15 protein-coding genes are annotated in these 13,257 nt (G+C 70.6%); 11 read left to right on the top strand and 4 right to left on the bottom strand.

Annotated elements, in window-relative coordinates:
* The first annotated feature begins 1 nt into the window (after window position 1).
* The 4 genes from ABVN73_RS12835 to ABVN73_RS12820 all read left to right on the top strand — a co-directional run bounded on the left by ABVN73_RS12835 (window position 2) and on the right by ABVN73_RS12820 (window position 3,593).
* Window positions 2-688, top strand: coding sequence for a lactate utilization protein C (locus tag ABVN73_RS12835; protein WP_353858315.1), 687 nt, complete (start codon window positions 2-4; stop codon window positions 686-688).
* A gap of 122 nt (window positions 689-810) precedes the next feature.
* A complete protein-coding gene (locus ABVN73_RS12830; protein ID WP_353858314.1) occupies window positions 811-1,392 on the top strand; it encodes a Smr/MutS family protein in 582 nt (193 codons plus the stop codon).
* Window positions 1,393-1,404: 12 nt separating this feature from the next.
* Window positions 1,405-1,809: a helix-turn-helix transcriptional regulator gene (locus ABVN73_RS12825; protein WP_137103761.1), complete on the top strand. Its 405-nt coding sequence runs from the start codon at window positions 1,405-1,407 to the stop codon at window positions 1,807-1,809.
* A 266-nt stretch (window positions 1,810-2,075) separates the two neighbouring features.
* On the top strand, window positions 2,076-3,593 hold the full coding sequence (locus tag ABVN73_RS12820) for a PAS domain S-box protein (RefSeq protein ID WP_353859485.1): 1,518 nt from the start codon (window positions 2,076-2,078) through the stop codon (window positions 3,591-3,593).
* On the opposite strand, the gene ABVN73_RS12815 is transcribed toward ABVN73_RS12820, so the two are convergent.
* From ABVN73_RS12815 to ABVN73_RS12800, 4 genes are all read right to left on the bottom strand, one after another.
* A complete protein-coding gene (locus tag ABVN73_RS12815; RefSeq protein WP_353858313.1) occupies window positions 3,553-5,181 on the bottom strand; it encodes an ABC-F family ATP-binding cassette domain-containing protein in 1,629 nt (542 codons plus the stop codon). The genes ABVN73_RS12820 and ABVN73_RS12815 overlap by 41 nt on opposite strands.
* A gap of 177 nt (window positions 5,182-5,358) precedes the next feature.
* The gene (gene hslU / locus ABVN73_RS12810) at window positions 5,359-6,696 is read right to left on the bottom strand and encodes an ATP-dependent protease ATPase subunit HslU (RefSeq protein ID WP_353858312.1); all 1,338 of its coding nucleotides are present in this window, start codon (window positions 6,694-6,696) and stop codon (window positions 5,359-5,361) included.
* A 22-nt stretch (window positions 6,697-6,718) separates the two neighbouring features.
* Window positions 6,719-7,267 carry an ATP-dependent protease subunit HslV gene (gene hslV, locus ABVN73_RS12805; protein ID WP_014238902.1) on the bottom strand — a complete coding sequence of 183 codons (549 nt, stop codon included), beginning with the start codon at window positions 7,265-7,267 and terminating at the stop codon, window positions 6,719-6,721.
* 84 nt (window positions 7,268-7,351) lie between these two features.
* Complete coding sequence (locus ABVN73_RS12800) at window positions 7,352-8,938, bottom strand: serine protease (protein WP_353858311.1); 1,587 nt, start codon at window positions 8,936-8,938, stop codon at window positions 7,352-7,354.
* A 148-nt stretch (window positions 8,939-9,086) separates the two neighbouring features.
* Between ABVN73_RS12800 and hisB the strand changes: the two genes are divergently transcribed.
* The 7 genes from hisB to ABVN73_RS12765 are packed head-to-tail and all read left to right on the top strand — an operon-like array spanning window position 9,087 to window position 13,234.
* Window positions 9,087-9,710 (top strand): imidazoleglycerol-phosphate dehydratase HisB, encoded by a 624-nt coding sequence (gene hisB, locus ABVN73_RS12795; protein ID WP_035670281.1) that lies wholly within the window; start codon window positions 9,087-9,089, stop codon window positions 9,708-9,710.
* Window positions 9,711-9,762: 52 nt separating this feature from the next.
* Complete coding sequence (gene hisH / locus ABVN73_RS12790; RefSeq protein ID WP_353858310.1) at window positions 9,763-10,407, top strand: imidazole glycerol phosphate synthase subunit HisH; 645 nt, start codon at window positions 9,763-9,765, stop codon at window positions 10,405-10,407.
* 2 nt (window positions 10,408-10,409) lie between these two features.
* On the top strand, window positions 10,410-10,952 hold the full coding sequence (locus tag ABVN73_RS12785) for a GNAT family N-acetyltransferase (protein ID WP_353858309.1): 543 nt from the start codon (window positions 10,410-10,412) through the stop codon (window positions 10,950-10,952).
* A gap of 14 nt (window positions 10,953-10,966) precedes the next feature.
* Window positions 10,967-11,716, top strand: a complete 750-nt coding sequence (gene hisA / locus ABVN73_RS12780; protein WP_353858308.1) for a 1-(5-phosphoribosyl)-5-[(5-phosphoribosylamino)methylideneamino]imidazole-4-carboxamide isomerase — start codon at window positions 10,967-10,969, stop codon at window positions 11,714-11,716.
* Window positions 11,716-12,501 (top strand): imidazole glycerol phosphate synthase subunit HisF, encoded by a 786-nt coding sequence (gene hisF, locus ABVN73_RS12775; RefSeq protein WP_353858307.1) that lies wholly within the window; start codon window positions 11,716-11,718, stop codon window positions 12,499-12,501. Before hisA ends, hisF begins: the two co-directional genes overlap by 1 nt.
* Window positions 12,494-12,835, top strand: coding sequence for a phosphoribosyl-ATP diphosphatase (locus ABVN73_RS12770; protein WP_353858306.1), 342 nt, complete (start codon window positions 12,494-12,496; stop codon window positions 12,833-12,835). The genes hisF and ABVN73_RS12770 overlap by 8 nt, the downstream gene beginning before the upstream one ends.
* A 30-nt stretch (window positions 12,836-12,865) precedes the next feature.
* Window positions 12,866-13,234, top strand: coding sequence for a histidine triad nucleotide-binding protein (locus ABVN73_RS12765; protein ID WP_014238910.1), 369 nt, complete (start codon window positions 12,866-12,868; stop codon window positions 13,232-13,234).
* Window positions 13,235-13,257: the final 23 nt, after the last annotated feature.

The following is a 13,257-nucleotide window of genomic DNA, read 5'->3' as shown; positions in this document are numbered from 1 at the left end:
TATGGCCGACACCGGTTCCGCCCGCGCCCAGATCCTGGGCGGCATCCGTAAGGCGCTGAACTCCGCCGAGGGGTCCGAGGAGGCGCGCCGGAGGCTCGCCACCCACCCGCGCAACCTGATCCCGGCCCGCGCCCAGCGCCCCCACGACGAGCAGGTCGAGCTGTTCGCCGCCATGGCGACGGAGGTCTCGGCGACCGTCGAACTTCTGGGCGGAATGGCCGAGGTGCCGGGGGCGGTGGCCGACTATCTGGCCGGGCTGAACCTGCCCGCCGAGCTGCGCGTCGCTCCGGACGCCGCCCTGGATTCCATCCCCTGGGACCAGCGCCGGACCCTGACCGTGACCAGGGGCCGCGCCCGCGACAGCGACGGCGCGTCGCTGACCGGCGCCTTCGCCGGGGTGGCGGAGACCGGGACGCTGATGCTCCTTTCGGGAGCGGAACGGCCGACCACGCTGAACTTCCTGCCCGACACCCACATCGTCGTGCTGCGGCGCGGCCAGATCGTCGGCACCATGGAGGACGCCTGGGACCGGCTGCGCGCCGCCGGGGGCGAGGATGGCGGAAAAGGCGCCCTGCCCCGCACCGTCAACTTCATCACCGGGCCGTCGCGCACCGGCGACATCGAGATGCGGATCGAGCTGGGCGCCCACGGGCCGCGGCGCCTTCACATTCTTCTGGTGGAGGATTGACACGGCTGAGTGTTCAAGGGTTTATCGGAGCGTTGTCCGTGCCGGAACCCGTGTTCAACCGTGTCTGATCGTCTCCGCCCTTCGACCCGCGCGCCCGGACGGGCCGCGCCGAGGTCCCCGTCATGAACCGCCGCCGCTCGGTCTCCACCGAGGAGCGGCGGCTGTGGCGGATCGCCATGCGCGACGCGGAGCCGATGCCGGGCCGGACCATCGAGGACCCCGATCCTCCCGCCCCCACGGGCGAGCCGGAACCGGTCGCCACCACCGCCTCCCCGCCCCCCACCCTGCCGCCGCGCGGCGGCGTGCCGAAGGGCGGACGCCCGTCGCAACCGCCGCTGAAGGTCGGCAACCTCGACAACATCGACCGACGCACCGCCGACCGCTTCGCGCGCGGCGAGATGGAGATCGACGGCCGCATCGATCTGCACGGAATGAGCCAGGCCCAGGCCCACGGCGCCCTGTCCGGCTTCGTCCACCGCGCTTGGCACGAGGGGCGGCGCTGCGTGCTGGTCATCACCGGCAAGGGCACCTACACCGGCGGGGCCGGCGTGCTGCGCCAGTCGGTGCCGCGCTGGCTGGCCGACGCCGCCCTGCGCCCGATGGTGCTGGCGGTGCGCCCGGCGCAGCCCCGGCACGGCGGCGAGGGGGCGCTGTACGTCCTCGTGAAGCGGCGGCGCGATCATCACCCGGGCGGGCACCGGTAGGACGGGGCCGCGATGACACCCTTCGGCGAACGGGTCCGCGCGCTGCGCGAGGGCAAGAGCGTGACGCTCAAGCAGATGGCCGCCGACCTGCACATCTCCTCGGCCTATCTGTCGGCGCTGGAGCACGGCAAGCGCGGCCAGCCCTCCGCCCAGCTCGTCCGGCAGATCTGCGCCTATTTCGGCATCATCTGGGACGAGGCGGAGGAGCTGGAACGGCTGGCCGACCTGTCGCACCCGCGCGTGACGGTGGACACCGCCGGACTCAACCCGAAGGCGACCGAGCTGGCGAACCGGCTGGCCGAGCGCATCCACGACCTGGACGACGGCACGCTGGACCGGCTGCTGCTGCTGCTGGACGAGGCACCGGCCCGCGGCGGTGCGGCGGTGCGGCGACGGGCGGCTCCCCGGCGGCGCTGAAGCGGGGTGCAATCCGCTTCGGACCGCGACGGCCGAGGGGCGATGTGAAACCAAAGCGAATGCCCGTTCGCTTTGGAACGGCCCGCGGGAACGGCGCAACGTCCTGATTTGCCTTGTGGGTTAATCGGTCGCACCTTCGGCCGAGGCAACCGGACGTTTCGCGTTCGCTTTCGCCGCGCCGAATCCCTTACCATCCGGTCCGGGTTGCCCCGAAGCCAGGCTTGACCAGACGGGATTATCGTATGACCGCCGAGGTCGGGTCCGTGATGCCCCTGGATGGCGTGACGGACGCCCTGTTCCGCACCGTCTTCGACAGCGCGTCGGTCGGCATGGTCGTGGCCGCGCCGGACGGGCGCATCATGGCCGCCAATCCCGCCTTTGCCCGCAGCCTGGGATACAGCCCGCGGGACATGGCCGGACGGCATCTGGCCGACGTCACCCACCCGGAGGACTGGGCCTGGGAAAGCCTGCGCTTCGGCCGGGTGATGCGGGGCGAAGCGGCACCGGCCCCTTTCGAGAAGCGGTTCCTGCGCGCCGACGGCGGGGTGATGCGCGCGGCCATGCGCCCGTCCTGCCTGCACGGCCCCGACGGGCGGGTGCGGGCGCTGGCCGCGGTGATCGAGGACGTGACGACCGCCCGCGCCGCCGACGAGGAACTCCAGCGCAGCGAGGCGCGCAACCGCGCCATCGTGGAACAGGCGGTCGAGACCATCCTGACCGTGGACGCCCGCGGCGTCATCCAGGCCGCCAACCAGGCGGCGGAGCTGCTCCTCGGCTACAGCCCGGACGAGCTGACCGGCCGGCACATTTCCGTCCTGATGCCGCCGGAGGAGGCCGCGCAGCACGGCACCCACATGCGCCGCTACAGGGACACGGGGGTGCGACAGGTCATCGGCGTCGGGCGGGAGGTGACCGTCCTCCGGCGGGACGGCACCACCATGGTCGCCTGGCTGTCCCTGTCGGAGATCGACCTGCCGGGCTTCCACGTATTCGTCGCGATGCTGCGCGACCTCAGCGCCTTCAAGGCCGCCGAGCAGGCGCTGATCGAGGCCAAGGAGGCGGCGGAGCTGGCCAACCGCGCCAAGACCGCCTTCCTCGCCAACATGAGCCACGAGCTGCGCACGCCGCTGAACGGCATCCTGGGCTTCGCCGACGTGATCCACCAGCAGATGCTGGGATCGCTGGAAAACCCCATGTACGTCAACTTCGCGGCGGAGATCAAACGGTCGGGCGAGCTGTTGCTGGCCAACATCAACGACCTGCTGGAGATGGCCACCATCGAGGCCGGTCAGGTCGGGCTGGAGGAGGCGCTCTGCGATTTCCGCGACGTGGTGGTGTCCTGCGTCCGTCTGGTCGCCAAGCGGGCGGAGCGCGGCAAGCTGCAGGTCGAGGCCGACATCGCCAGCGAGCTGCCGCCCCTGATGGCCGACCCGCGGGCGCTGAAGCAGGTGCTGCTGCATCTCCTGTCCAACGCCATCAAGTTCACGCCGGAAGGCGGGCGCATCGGCGTGTCGGCCCGCGTGGACTCCGCGGGCGCCCTGGTGGCCGAGGTGTTCGACAGCGGCGTCGGCATCCCGGACGACCGTCTGGAAACGGTCTTCCAGCCCTTCTTCCAGGGGGATTCCTCGCTGGCCCGCCGGTTCGACGGCATCGGGCTCGGCCTGTCCATCGCCAAGTCGCTGGTGGAACGCCATGGCGGCCGGCTGGAGATCCGCTCACGCGAGGGCACCGGCACGTCGGTCGTCATCCACCTGCCGAAGGACCGCTTCCTGACCGACTGGTGAGGTCCAGCCGGCGCGTGATGCCGATGGCGTCGAGGAAGGCCTCGTCGTGGCTGACCACCAGCAGCGCCCCGTCATAGGCGCGCAGCCCGGCTTCCACGGCCTCGATGGAGTCGATGTCCAGATGGTTGGTCGGCTCGTCCAGGATCAGCAGGGGCGGCGGGACGGCACCGCCGAGGACGCAGGCGAGGCCGGCGCGCAACGTCTGGCCGCCGCTGAGGGTCGACACGCGCTGCAGCGCCGCGTCGGCGCGGAACATGAAGCGGGCCAGCGACGCCCGGCAGGCGTTCTCCCCTTCCTGCGGGTTGAGGCGCCGGAAATTGTCCAGGATCGTTTCCGACGGATCGAGAAGGCTCACCCGCTGGTCGAGCATGACCGCGCCGGCAACGACGCGCACCGTCCCGGACCAGGGGGCGCGATGGCCGGCGACGAGCCCGAGCAGGGTCGTCTTGCCCGACCCGTTGGGTCCGGTGACGGCGACGCGCTCCGGCCCGGTGATGGTGAAGGACAGGTCGCGGACGACCGGGCTTCCCGGGTCATGGCCGCCGGTGACGCCGTCGAGCGTCAGCACGGCCCGGCCGGGCGGGAGGCCGGTGGGCGGCAGAACGACCGACAGCGGTTGAAGGACCTCGATGCGCGCACGGGCACCGGCCACGGCGTCGAGCGCGTCGGCCTTCTGCTGGGCGGCGCGGCGGGCGTTGTCGCCGCCGGTGGCCTCGCTGCGCTCCTTCCGGCCGCCGAGCAGGATGCGCGGCAAATCGCCCTTCGCCGCCTTCCGCTGCCCCGCCCGGTCCTTGCGCGCCTTCCGTTCGGCGGTGGCCTGCGCCGTCCGGGCCGCCTCTGCCACGCGTTTCTCGGCGTCCGCCAGATCGTGGCGGGCAGCGTCGAGGGCCAGCGCCCGGACGGCGCGGTAATGGCTCCAGTTCCCGCCATAGCGGGTGGCGCCGAGGGAGGTCAGTTCGACGATGGCGTCCATGCGGTCGAGCAGGTCGCGGTCGTGGCTGACCACCACCGCCGCGGACCGCCAGGAGGCCAGCAGCCCGACGACCGCCTCCCGCCCCTCGCGGTCGAGATCGTTGGTCGGCTCGTCCAGCAGCAGGACGTCGGGCTCCGGAAAGATCGCCGCGGCCAGGGCGGCGCGCGTGCGCTGCCCGCCGGACAGGCGCGTCAGCGGCGTCTCGGGCTCCGCCTCCAGGCCCACCCGGCCGAGCGCGGAGCGGATGCGCCCTTCCAGCGTCCAATCCACCTCGGCCAGCGCGTCGGCGTCGGCGTCACCCCGCTCGGCGCGGCGCAGCAGCTCCAGCATGGCCGTCGCGCCGAACAGCCCGGCGACCGTGTCGTCCGGCTTCACCGACAGGCCTTGATTCAGGATTCCCAGGCTGCCGCGGACGGACACCGTCCCGGATTGCGGGCGCAGCGCGCCCGTCATCAGCTTGAGAAGGGTCGATTTCCCGGTGCCGTTGCGTCCGACGAGCCCGGTCCGTTCAAGACCGAACCCCAGGCTGATGTCGGATAGGACGGTACGCCCGTCAGGCGTGGACCAGGAGAGGTTCGCCAGCGCGATGGCGGGCGGCGTGGTGGAAGCAGGCATGGACGCGGATTTCCCCGAAGACGAAACGAACGGACGTTGCGGTCGGGTTGAAATCCATTGGTCTGCGCATCCTGCCGTGGTGGGATGCCGGCCATCCTAAGGCAGGCCGGGCCGCCGATCAAGGCGGCTGAGGAAAGGCGCCGCGGGGCGGACCACCCCGCGACGCCGTATGGCGGTTTACAGAATGAACTTGGACAGGTCGGCGTTCTTGGCGAGGCCGCCCACCTGGGCACGGACGGTCTCCGCGTCGATGGTGACGGTCTGGCCGGCCTTGTCGCTGGCGGTGAAGCTGATGTCCTCCAGCAGCCGCTCCAGCACGGTGTGCAGGCGCCGCGCCCCGATGTTCTCCACCGTCGCGTTGATCTCGGTGGCGAGGCGGGCCAGCTCGTCGATGGCGTCGTCGGTGAAGACGAGATCGACCTCCTCGGTCTTCAGCAGCGCCTTGTACTGCTTGATCAGGCTGGCTTCCGGCTCGGTCAGGATGCGGCGGAAATCCTCCCGCTCCAGCGCCTTCAGCTCGACGCGGATCGGCAGGCGGCCCTGCAGCTCCGGCAGCAGGTCCGACGGCTTGGACAGGTGGAAGGCGCCCGACGCGATGAACAGGATGTGGTCGGTCTTGACCGCGCCATGCTTGGTGCTGACGGTCGTGCCCTCGATCAGCGGCAGCAGGTCGCGCTGCACGCCCTCGCGGCTGACGTCGGCGCCGCCCTTGTAGTCGGAGCGCGCGGAGATCTTGTCGATCTCGTCGAGGAAGACGATGCCGTTCTGCTCGACCGCCTGGATCGCTTCCGAAACGACCTTTTCCTGGTCCAGCAGCTTGTCCGACTCTTCCGCCATCAGAACGGTGTAGCTCTCGGCGACGGTCATGCGCCGGGACTTGGTGCGCCCGCCCATCGCCTTGCCGAAGATGTCGTTCAGGTTCAGCATGCCCATCTGGGCGCCCGGCATGCCGGGGATGTCGAAGGTCGGCAGGCCGCCGGCGGTGTCGGCCACCTGGATCTCGATCTCGCGGTCGTTCAGCGTGCCTTCGCGCAGCATCTTGCGGAACTTCTGCCGCGTCTCCGGGCTGGCGTTCTCGCCGCACAGGGCGTCGACCACGCGCTCCTCGGCGCGCAGCTCGGCCTTGGCGGCGACCTCCTTGCGCAGCCGCTCCTTGGTCAGGCCGATGGCGGCCTCGACCAGATCGCGGACGATCTGCTCGACATCGCGGCCGACATAGCCGACCTCGGTGAACTTGGTCGCCTCGACCTTCAGGAAGGGCGCCTGGGCCAGCTTCGCCAGACGGCGGGCGATCTCCGTCTTGCCGACGCCGGTCGGGCCGATCATCAGGATGTTCTTGGGCAGAACCTCCTCGCGCAGCCCCTCGGGGAGCTGCTGGCGGCGCCAGCGGTTGCGCAGCGCGATGGCGACCGCGCGCTTGGCCTCGTGCTGGCCGACGATGTAGCGGTCGAGTTCGGAGACGATCTCGCGCGGGCTGAAAGCGGCGGTGGCGGCGGCGATGCTGGGGGCGGACATGGCGTGGGACCCGGTCTGAGGGTTAGAGCTTTTCAAGCGTGACGTTCTCGTTGGTGTAGACGCAGATGCCGGCGGCGATCTTCATCGCCTTGCGGGCCACGGCCTCCGCGTCCAGACCATCGACGTCGACCAGCGCGCGCGCCGCCGACAGGGCGTAGGCGCCGCCGGAGCCGATGCCGATCAGCCCGTCCTCCGGCTCCAGCACGTCGCCGTTGCCGGTCAGGATCAGGCTGACGTTGCGGTCGGCCACGGCCATCATGGCCTCCAGCCGGCGCAGGTAGCGGTCGGTGCGCCAGTCCTTGGCCATCTCCACGCAGGCGCGCAGGAGCTGGCCGGGGTGCTTCTCCAGCTTGGTCTCCAGCCGCTCGAACAGGGTCAGCGCGTCGGCGGTGGCGCCGGCAAAGCCGCCCATCACCGTGCCGCCGGCGAGCCAGCGCACCTTGCGGGCGTTCGATTTCATGACCGTCTGGCCGACGGACACCTGGCCGTCGCCGGCAATGACCACCTGCCCGTTCTTGCGGACCGAGAGGATGGTGGTGCCGTGCCACTGGATGGGATCGTGGGAAGTCATCGGGACCGTGGTCTAAGGAAGAGGCGCCCGTGCCCGAACGACCCGGCGCGACGCCGGCCGACATAGGCACATCGGAACACGGGTCTATGTGGGGGGACGGCGGGTCCCGTCAAGTCTGGCGTCACGGGGCGCTGTCCCGCGGGACGGAATTGACCGGGGAGCGGCCTGCGTCACCTCCACCCCCAGGCGGGCCAGCGCCTCCGTCACCGGAACGAAGGCGGACAGGCCGTGCGCGCCACCGGGCGGCGGACCCGGACGGGCGACGCCCAGCAGGTTGCCCGCATCGTCCACCAGCGGGTCGCCCGGCGCCGGCTCCGGCCCGGTCAGATCGGCCTGGAGCAGAGTCGCCTCCACCCCCGGCGGCGCCTGCGGATCGGCGCGCCGGGCCGCCAGGAGGCCGGATGCCGTGTCGTCGCCCCGCTCCAGGACCGCCGTCACCGGCTCGCTGACCGCCGGGGCGTCCAGACGCAGCGGCGCCGCGCGCAGCCGGGCCGGCACGCGGACCAGGGCGATCCCGCCGGGGCGGTCCCGCGCCATCACCATGCCGTCCAGCGACACCGCGCGGGACGGCGCGACCGTGACGGTCGCGTCCATCCCGGCGTCCAGCGTCAGCACGAGGGACTGGCCGTCCAGCTCCCCCAGCACGATCCCCCGGCCCTTGCGCTCTTCGGGTCCGACACGGACCGTGGCGGCGGACACGCGGGCGGCGGGATCGTCGGCGTAGCCCCGGAGCGGGTCGGTGATGCGCAGAATCAGGGTCGGGGGGCGGGTGTCCTCCAGGACAGGCGCCGGCCCGCCGGAGGCGCCGCCGGGATCGACCGTTGCGGTTTCGACCGTTGCGGTTTCGACCGCCGCGGTTGACGCCACAGCCGGCCCGGTTGACACATCCGGGGCGGCACTTGACACTCCTGCCGCCCCACTTGACACTAGCGGGGCCCCACTTGACGCTCTCGGGGGAACGGTTGACGCTCCTCCCCGGCCACTTGACACTATGGCGGGGCCACTTGACACTACCGCCCCGCCCCGCGACACCGCGGCGCGGAAGCCGGGGTCGGCGCCCAGCGCCTCCACCGCCGTGCCGAAGGCCTCCTCGATCAGCAGAACGTCGCCCTGCGGCACGCCGCTGTCCTTGCGGGCCACCCCCGTGGTGGTGACGCGGTGGACGAGCCGGCCCGTCACGGCGTCGTAGACCGCCCAGTCGACCCGCAGGCTGCCGACGCCCGATACCCCCTCGCTGCGGCCGGTCAGCCAGCTCCGGCGGCGGCACAGGTCGCTGTTCACCGCCCGCAGGTCGCCGCGCAGGATGAAGCGGGCGCGCTTGCGGTCGAACTCCGCCTCGTAGTCGCTGCCCTGCACACCCGCCACGTCGTAGCCGGCGTCGGCCAGAACCTCGGCGAAGCGCTCCTGGAAGGTGGAGTTCTCGTGCAGGCTGCGCCCGCTGGTCCAATAGACGTCCTCATAGGGCGGCCAGCATTCCAGCGCCCAGACGTAACGCCCCGTCACCATGCCTCGCCGCATCGAGCCGAGCGACAGGCCGTCGAAGCGCACCGGCTCCGTCGACCCGCGGGCGACGGGCGGCGATTTGCGGGTCTGCGGCAGCTCCCCGCCCATGCAGGCGGCCAGCGCCAGCAGGGCGGCGAGGGTCGGGAAAAGACGTCCGGGCGTCGGCATGTCCGGTGGCATATCCCATTATGCGCGTTGCGCGTGCACACGACGATGAACACACACGCATTATGCGGCATCGCGACCGACGGTCATAGGCGTTTTCGGAGGCTGCGCCTCTGGCGCGCCCGCGCGCTTCCTGATAAAACCCGGACTCATGGACCAGAGCCTTGCCAATGGCGTCCGCCGCGCCTCGATCGAGCGGAACACCACCGAAACCCGGATCCGGGTCGCCGTGAATCTGGACGGCACCGGCGTCTATGACGTGAAGACCGGCGTCGGCTTCCTCGACCACATGCTGGAGCAGCTGTCGCGCCACAGCCTGATGGACCTGTCGGTGGCGGCGGAGGGCGATCTGCACATCGACGCCCACCACACGACCGAGGACAGCGGCATCGCCATCGGTCAGGCCGTGGCGAAGGCGCTGGGCGACCGCAAGGGCATCCAACGCTACGGCCACGCCTACGTCCCGATGGACGAGACGCTGACCCGCGTCGCGCTCGACTTCTCCAACCGGCCCTACCTGATCTGGAAGGTGTCCTTCAGCCGCGACAAGATCGGCGACATGGACACCGAGCTGTTCCGCGAGTGGTTCCAGGCCTTCGCCATGGCCGCGGGCGTGACGCTGCACGTCGAATGCCTCTATGGCGAGAACAACCACCACATCGTGGAAAGCTGCTACAAGGCGCTTGCCCGCGCGCTGCGGGCCGGGATCGAAATCGACCCGCGCAAGCGCGACGCCGTGCCCTCCACCAAGGGGACGCTGGGCGGCTCCCTCTAAAAAAACCGGCGGCTCCGACAAGGCCGGCGCTCTGTCACAAGGTCCTCGTTTCATGGAAACCGTTGCGCTGATCGATTACGGCTCCGGCAACCTGCGCTCCGCCGCCAAGGCTCTGGAGCGCGCGGCGGCGGAGTCCCACGCCTCCTTCCAGGTCCTGGTGACCTCCGACGCCGACGCCGTGCGCAAGGCCGACCGCGTCGTCCTGCCGGGCGTCGGCGCCTTCGCCGACTGCAAGCGCGGCCTGTCGGAGGTCCCCGGCATGCTCGACGCGCTGGAGGAGGTGGTGCACGGCAAGGGCCGTCCCTTCCTGGGCATCTGCGTCGGCATGCAGCTGATGGCGGAGCGCGGGCGCGAATACGGCGTCACCGAGGGGCTGGGCTGGATCAAGGGCGAGGTGGCGAAGCTGGAGCCCGCCGACCCCAGCCTGAAGATTCCGCACATGGGCTGGAACGAGCTGGACGTGCGCCGGGAGCACCCGGTTCTGGCCGGCCTGCCGGAGCGCGCGCACGCCTATTTCGTCCACTCCTACCGCTTCGCCGTGGAGCGGCCCGAAGACGTGATCGCCAGCGCCGATTACGGCGGGCCCTTCGCCGCGGTGGTCGGGCGCGACAATCTGGTCGGCACCCAGTTCCATCCGGAAAAGAGCCAGGAGACCGGCCTCGCCCTGGTCGCCAACTTCCTGACCTGGCGGGTCTGACCATGACCGACGTCACGGTCGAACGCATCGACACGCTGAAGACCGGCGACCTGCACGACCTGTGCGACGCCGCCGACGACGCCATCAAGGCGGGCGGCGGCTTCGGCTGGGTGGCCCCGCCCGCCCGCGAGATCATGGAGCGCTATTGGAAGGGCGTTCTGGTGGTGCCGGAACGCATCCTCTTCGTCGGCCGTCTGGACGGCGTCATCGCCGGCTCCGCCCAGCTCGTCAAGCCAGCCCGCAACAACGAGGCGCAGGCCCACGCCGCCACCCTGACCACCAGCTTCGTCGCCCCCTGGGCGCGCGGCCACGGGCTGGCCCGCCGCCTGACCGTGGCGGTGGAGGAGGAGGCGCGGGCGTCCGGTTTCCGCGTGCTGAACCTCGACGTGCGCGAGACCCAGAGCGCGGCCATCGCGCTGTACGAGGACCTCGGCTTCAAACGCTGGGGCACGCATCCCTTCTATGCGCTGGTGGACGGCAAAAGGCTGGCCGGCCATTTTTATGTGAAAGACCTCACCCCCGACACGCTTCACGACACGCCATAGGACGAGACACCGCGATGATCATCTATCCCGCCATCGACCTCAAAGACGGTGCCTGCGTTCGGCTGCTGCGCGGCGAGATGAGCCAGGCGACCGTCTTCAACACCGAACCCGCCGACCAGGCCCGCCTGTTCGAAAGCCAGGGCTTCGAATGGCTGCATCTGGTCGATCTGAACGGCGCCTTCGAGGGCAAGCCGGTCAACGGCAAGGCGGTCGAGAGCATCCTGGGCGCCGTGACCATCCCGGTGCAGCTGGGCGGCGGCATCCGCGACCTGAAGACCATCGCCCTGTGGCTGGAGAAGGGCGTCAGCCGCGTCATCCTCGGCACCGTCGCCCTGCGCGAGCCGGAGCTGGTCCGCGAGGCCTGCCGCGAATTCCCCGGCAAGGTGGCGGTGGGCATCGACGCGCGCGAGGGTTACGTGGCCGTCGCCGGCTGGGCCGAGACCTCAACCATCAAGGCGCTGGATCTGGCTCTGAAGTTCGAGGACAGCGGTGTGGCCGCCATCATCTACACCGACATCAACCGCGACGGCGCCATGGGCGGCGTGAACGTCGAGGCGACCTCCGACCTCGCCTTCCACCTGACCACCCCGGTGATCGCGTCGGGCGGCGTCTCCTCCATCGACGACCTGATCGCGCTGAAGAAGGAGGAGGGCACCGGCATCCAGGGCGTCATCTGCGGCCGCGCGCTCTACGACGGGCGCATCGATCCGAAGACCGCACTGGATCTCCTGTCCGCCACCCCCGTCACCGGAAAGGCCGGCTGATGCTCAAGATGCGCGTCATCCCCTGCCTGGACGTCAAGGACGGGCGGGTCGTCAAGGGGGTCAACTTCGTCGATCTGATCGACGCCGGCGACCCTGTGGAGCAGGCCCGCGTCTACGACCGGGAGGGGGCGGACGAGCTGACCTTCCTCGACATCACGGCCAGCCACGAGAACCGCGACACCATCTACGACGTGGTGCGCCGCACCGCCGAGCAGGTGTTCATGCCGTTGACCGTCGGCGGCGGCGTGCGCACGGTCGAGGACATCCGCAAGCTGCTGCTGGCCGGCGCCGACAAGGTGTCGATCAACACCGCGGCCATCCACCGTCCGGAATTCGTGCAGGAGGCGGCGGAGAAGTTCGGTGCCCAGTGCATCGTCGTCGCCATCGACGCCAAGCAGGTCGAGCCGGGCCGCTGGGAGATCTTCACCCACGGCGGGCGCAAGGCCACGGGCATCGACGCCATCGAGTGGGCGAAGCGCATGGAGTCCTACGGCGCCGGCGAGATCCTGCTGACCTCGATGGACCGCGACGGCACCAAGAGCGGCTTCGACCTCGCCCTGACCCGCAAGGTGGCCGACGGGCTGCGCATCCCGGTGATCGCCTCGGGCGGCGTCGGCACGTTGGACCATCTGGTCGAGGGCATCCGCGAGGGCCACGCCACGGCGGTGCTGGCGGCCTCCATCTTCCATTTCGGCACCTACACCATTGGGCAGGCCAAGGCGGCGCTCGCCGACGCCGGCATCCCGGTGCGCCCGGCCCGTATGGTGGAGGCCGCTCATGCCTGACGACAAGGCGGCCGCCACGGCCGCGGTTCTGGACCGGCTCTACGCCACCGTCCAGGCGCGCAAGGGCGCCGATCCGGAAACCTCCTACACCGCCAAGCTGTTCCATCGCGGCACCGCCAAGATCGCCCAGAAGGTCGGCGAGGAGGCGGTGGAGACGGTCATCGAGGCGGTGCGTGGCGACAAGGCGGCCATGGCCTCGGAATCGGCGGACCTGCTCTACCACCTGATGGTGCTGTGGGCCGACGCCGGTCTGGAGCCTGCCGCGGTGTGGGAGAAGCTGGCCCAGCGCGAGGGCACCAGCGGCATCGCCGAAAAGAACGCGCGCAAAGCTTAACGAGAGCAAGGCGGAAGGGGAAACGACGCGATGGCCAAGACCTACGATCCGAACAACGTCTTCGCCCGCATCCTGCGCGGCGAAATCCCGTGCAAGAAGGTCCTGGAGACCGAGCACGCGCTGGCCTTTCACGACATCAACCCGCAGGCCCCGACACACATCCTGGTGATCCCGAAGGGCGCCTACGTCGACATGGACGACTTCAGCGCGCGCGCGACGGAGGCGGAGATCGCCGGCCTGTTCCGCGCGGTCGGCGAGGTGGCGCGCGGCGCCGGCGCCGCCGAGCCCGGCTACCGCATCCTCTCCAACTGCGGCGAGGACGCGAACCAGGAGGTCCCGCATCTGCACATCCACGTCTTCGCCGGCCGCCGCCTGGGTCCGATGATCACCAAGGGGTGACCCCTTTCTCCGGTGTAACGCGA

This window comes from Azospirillum formosense (genome assembly GCF_040500525.1).
In the GTDB taxonomy this organism is placed as follows: domain Bacteria; phylum Pseudomonadota; class Alphaproteobacteria; order Azospirillales; family Azospirillaceae; genus Azospirillum; species Azospirillum formosense_A.
Note: the sequence above shows the minus strand (reverse complement) of the source record. Positions and strands in the feature narration are given on the sequence as shown.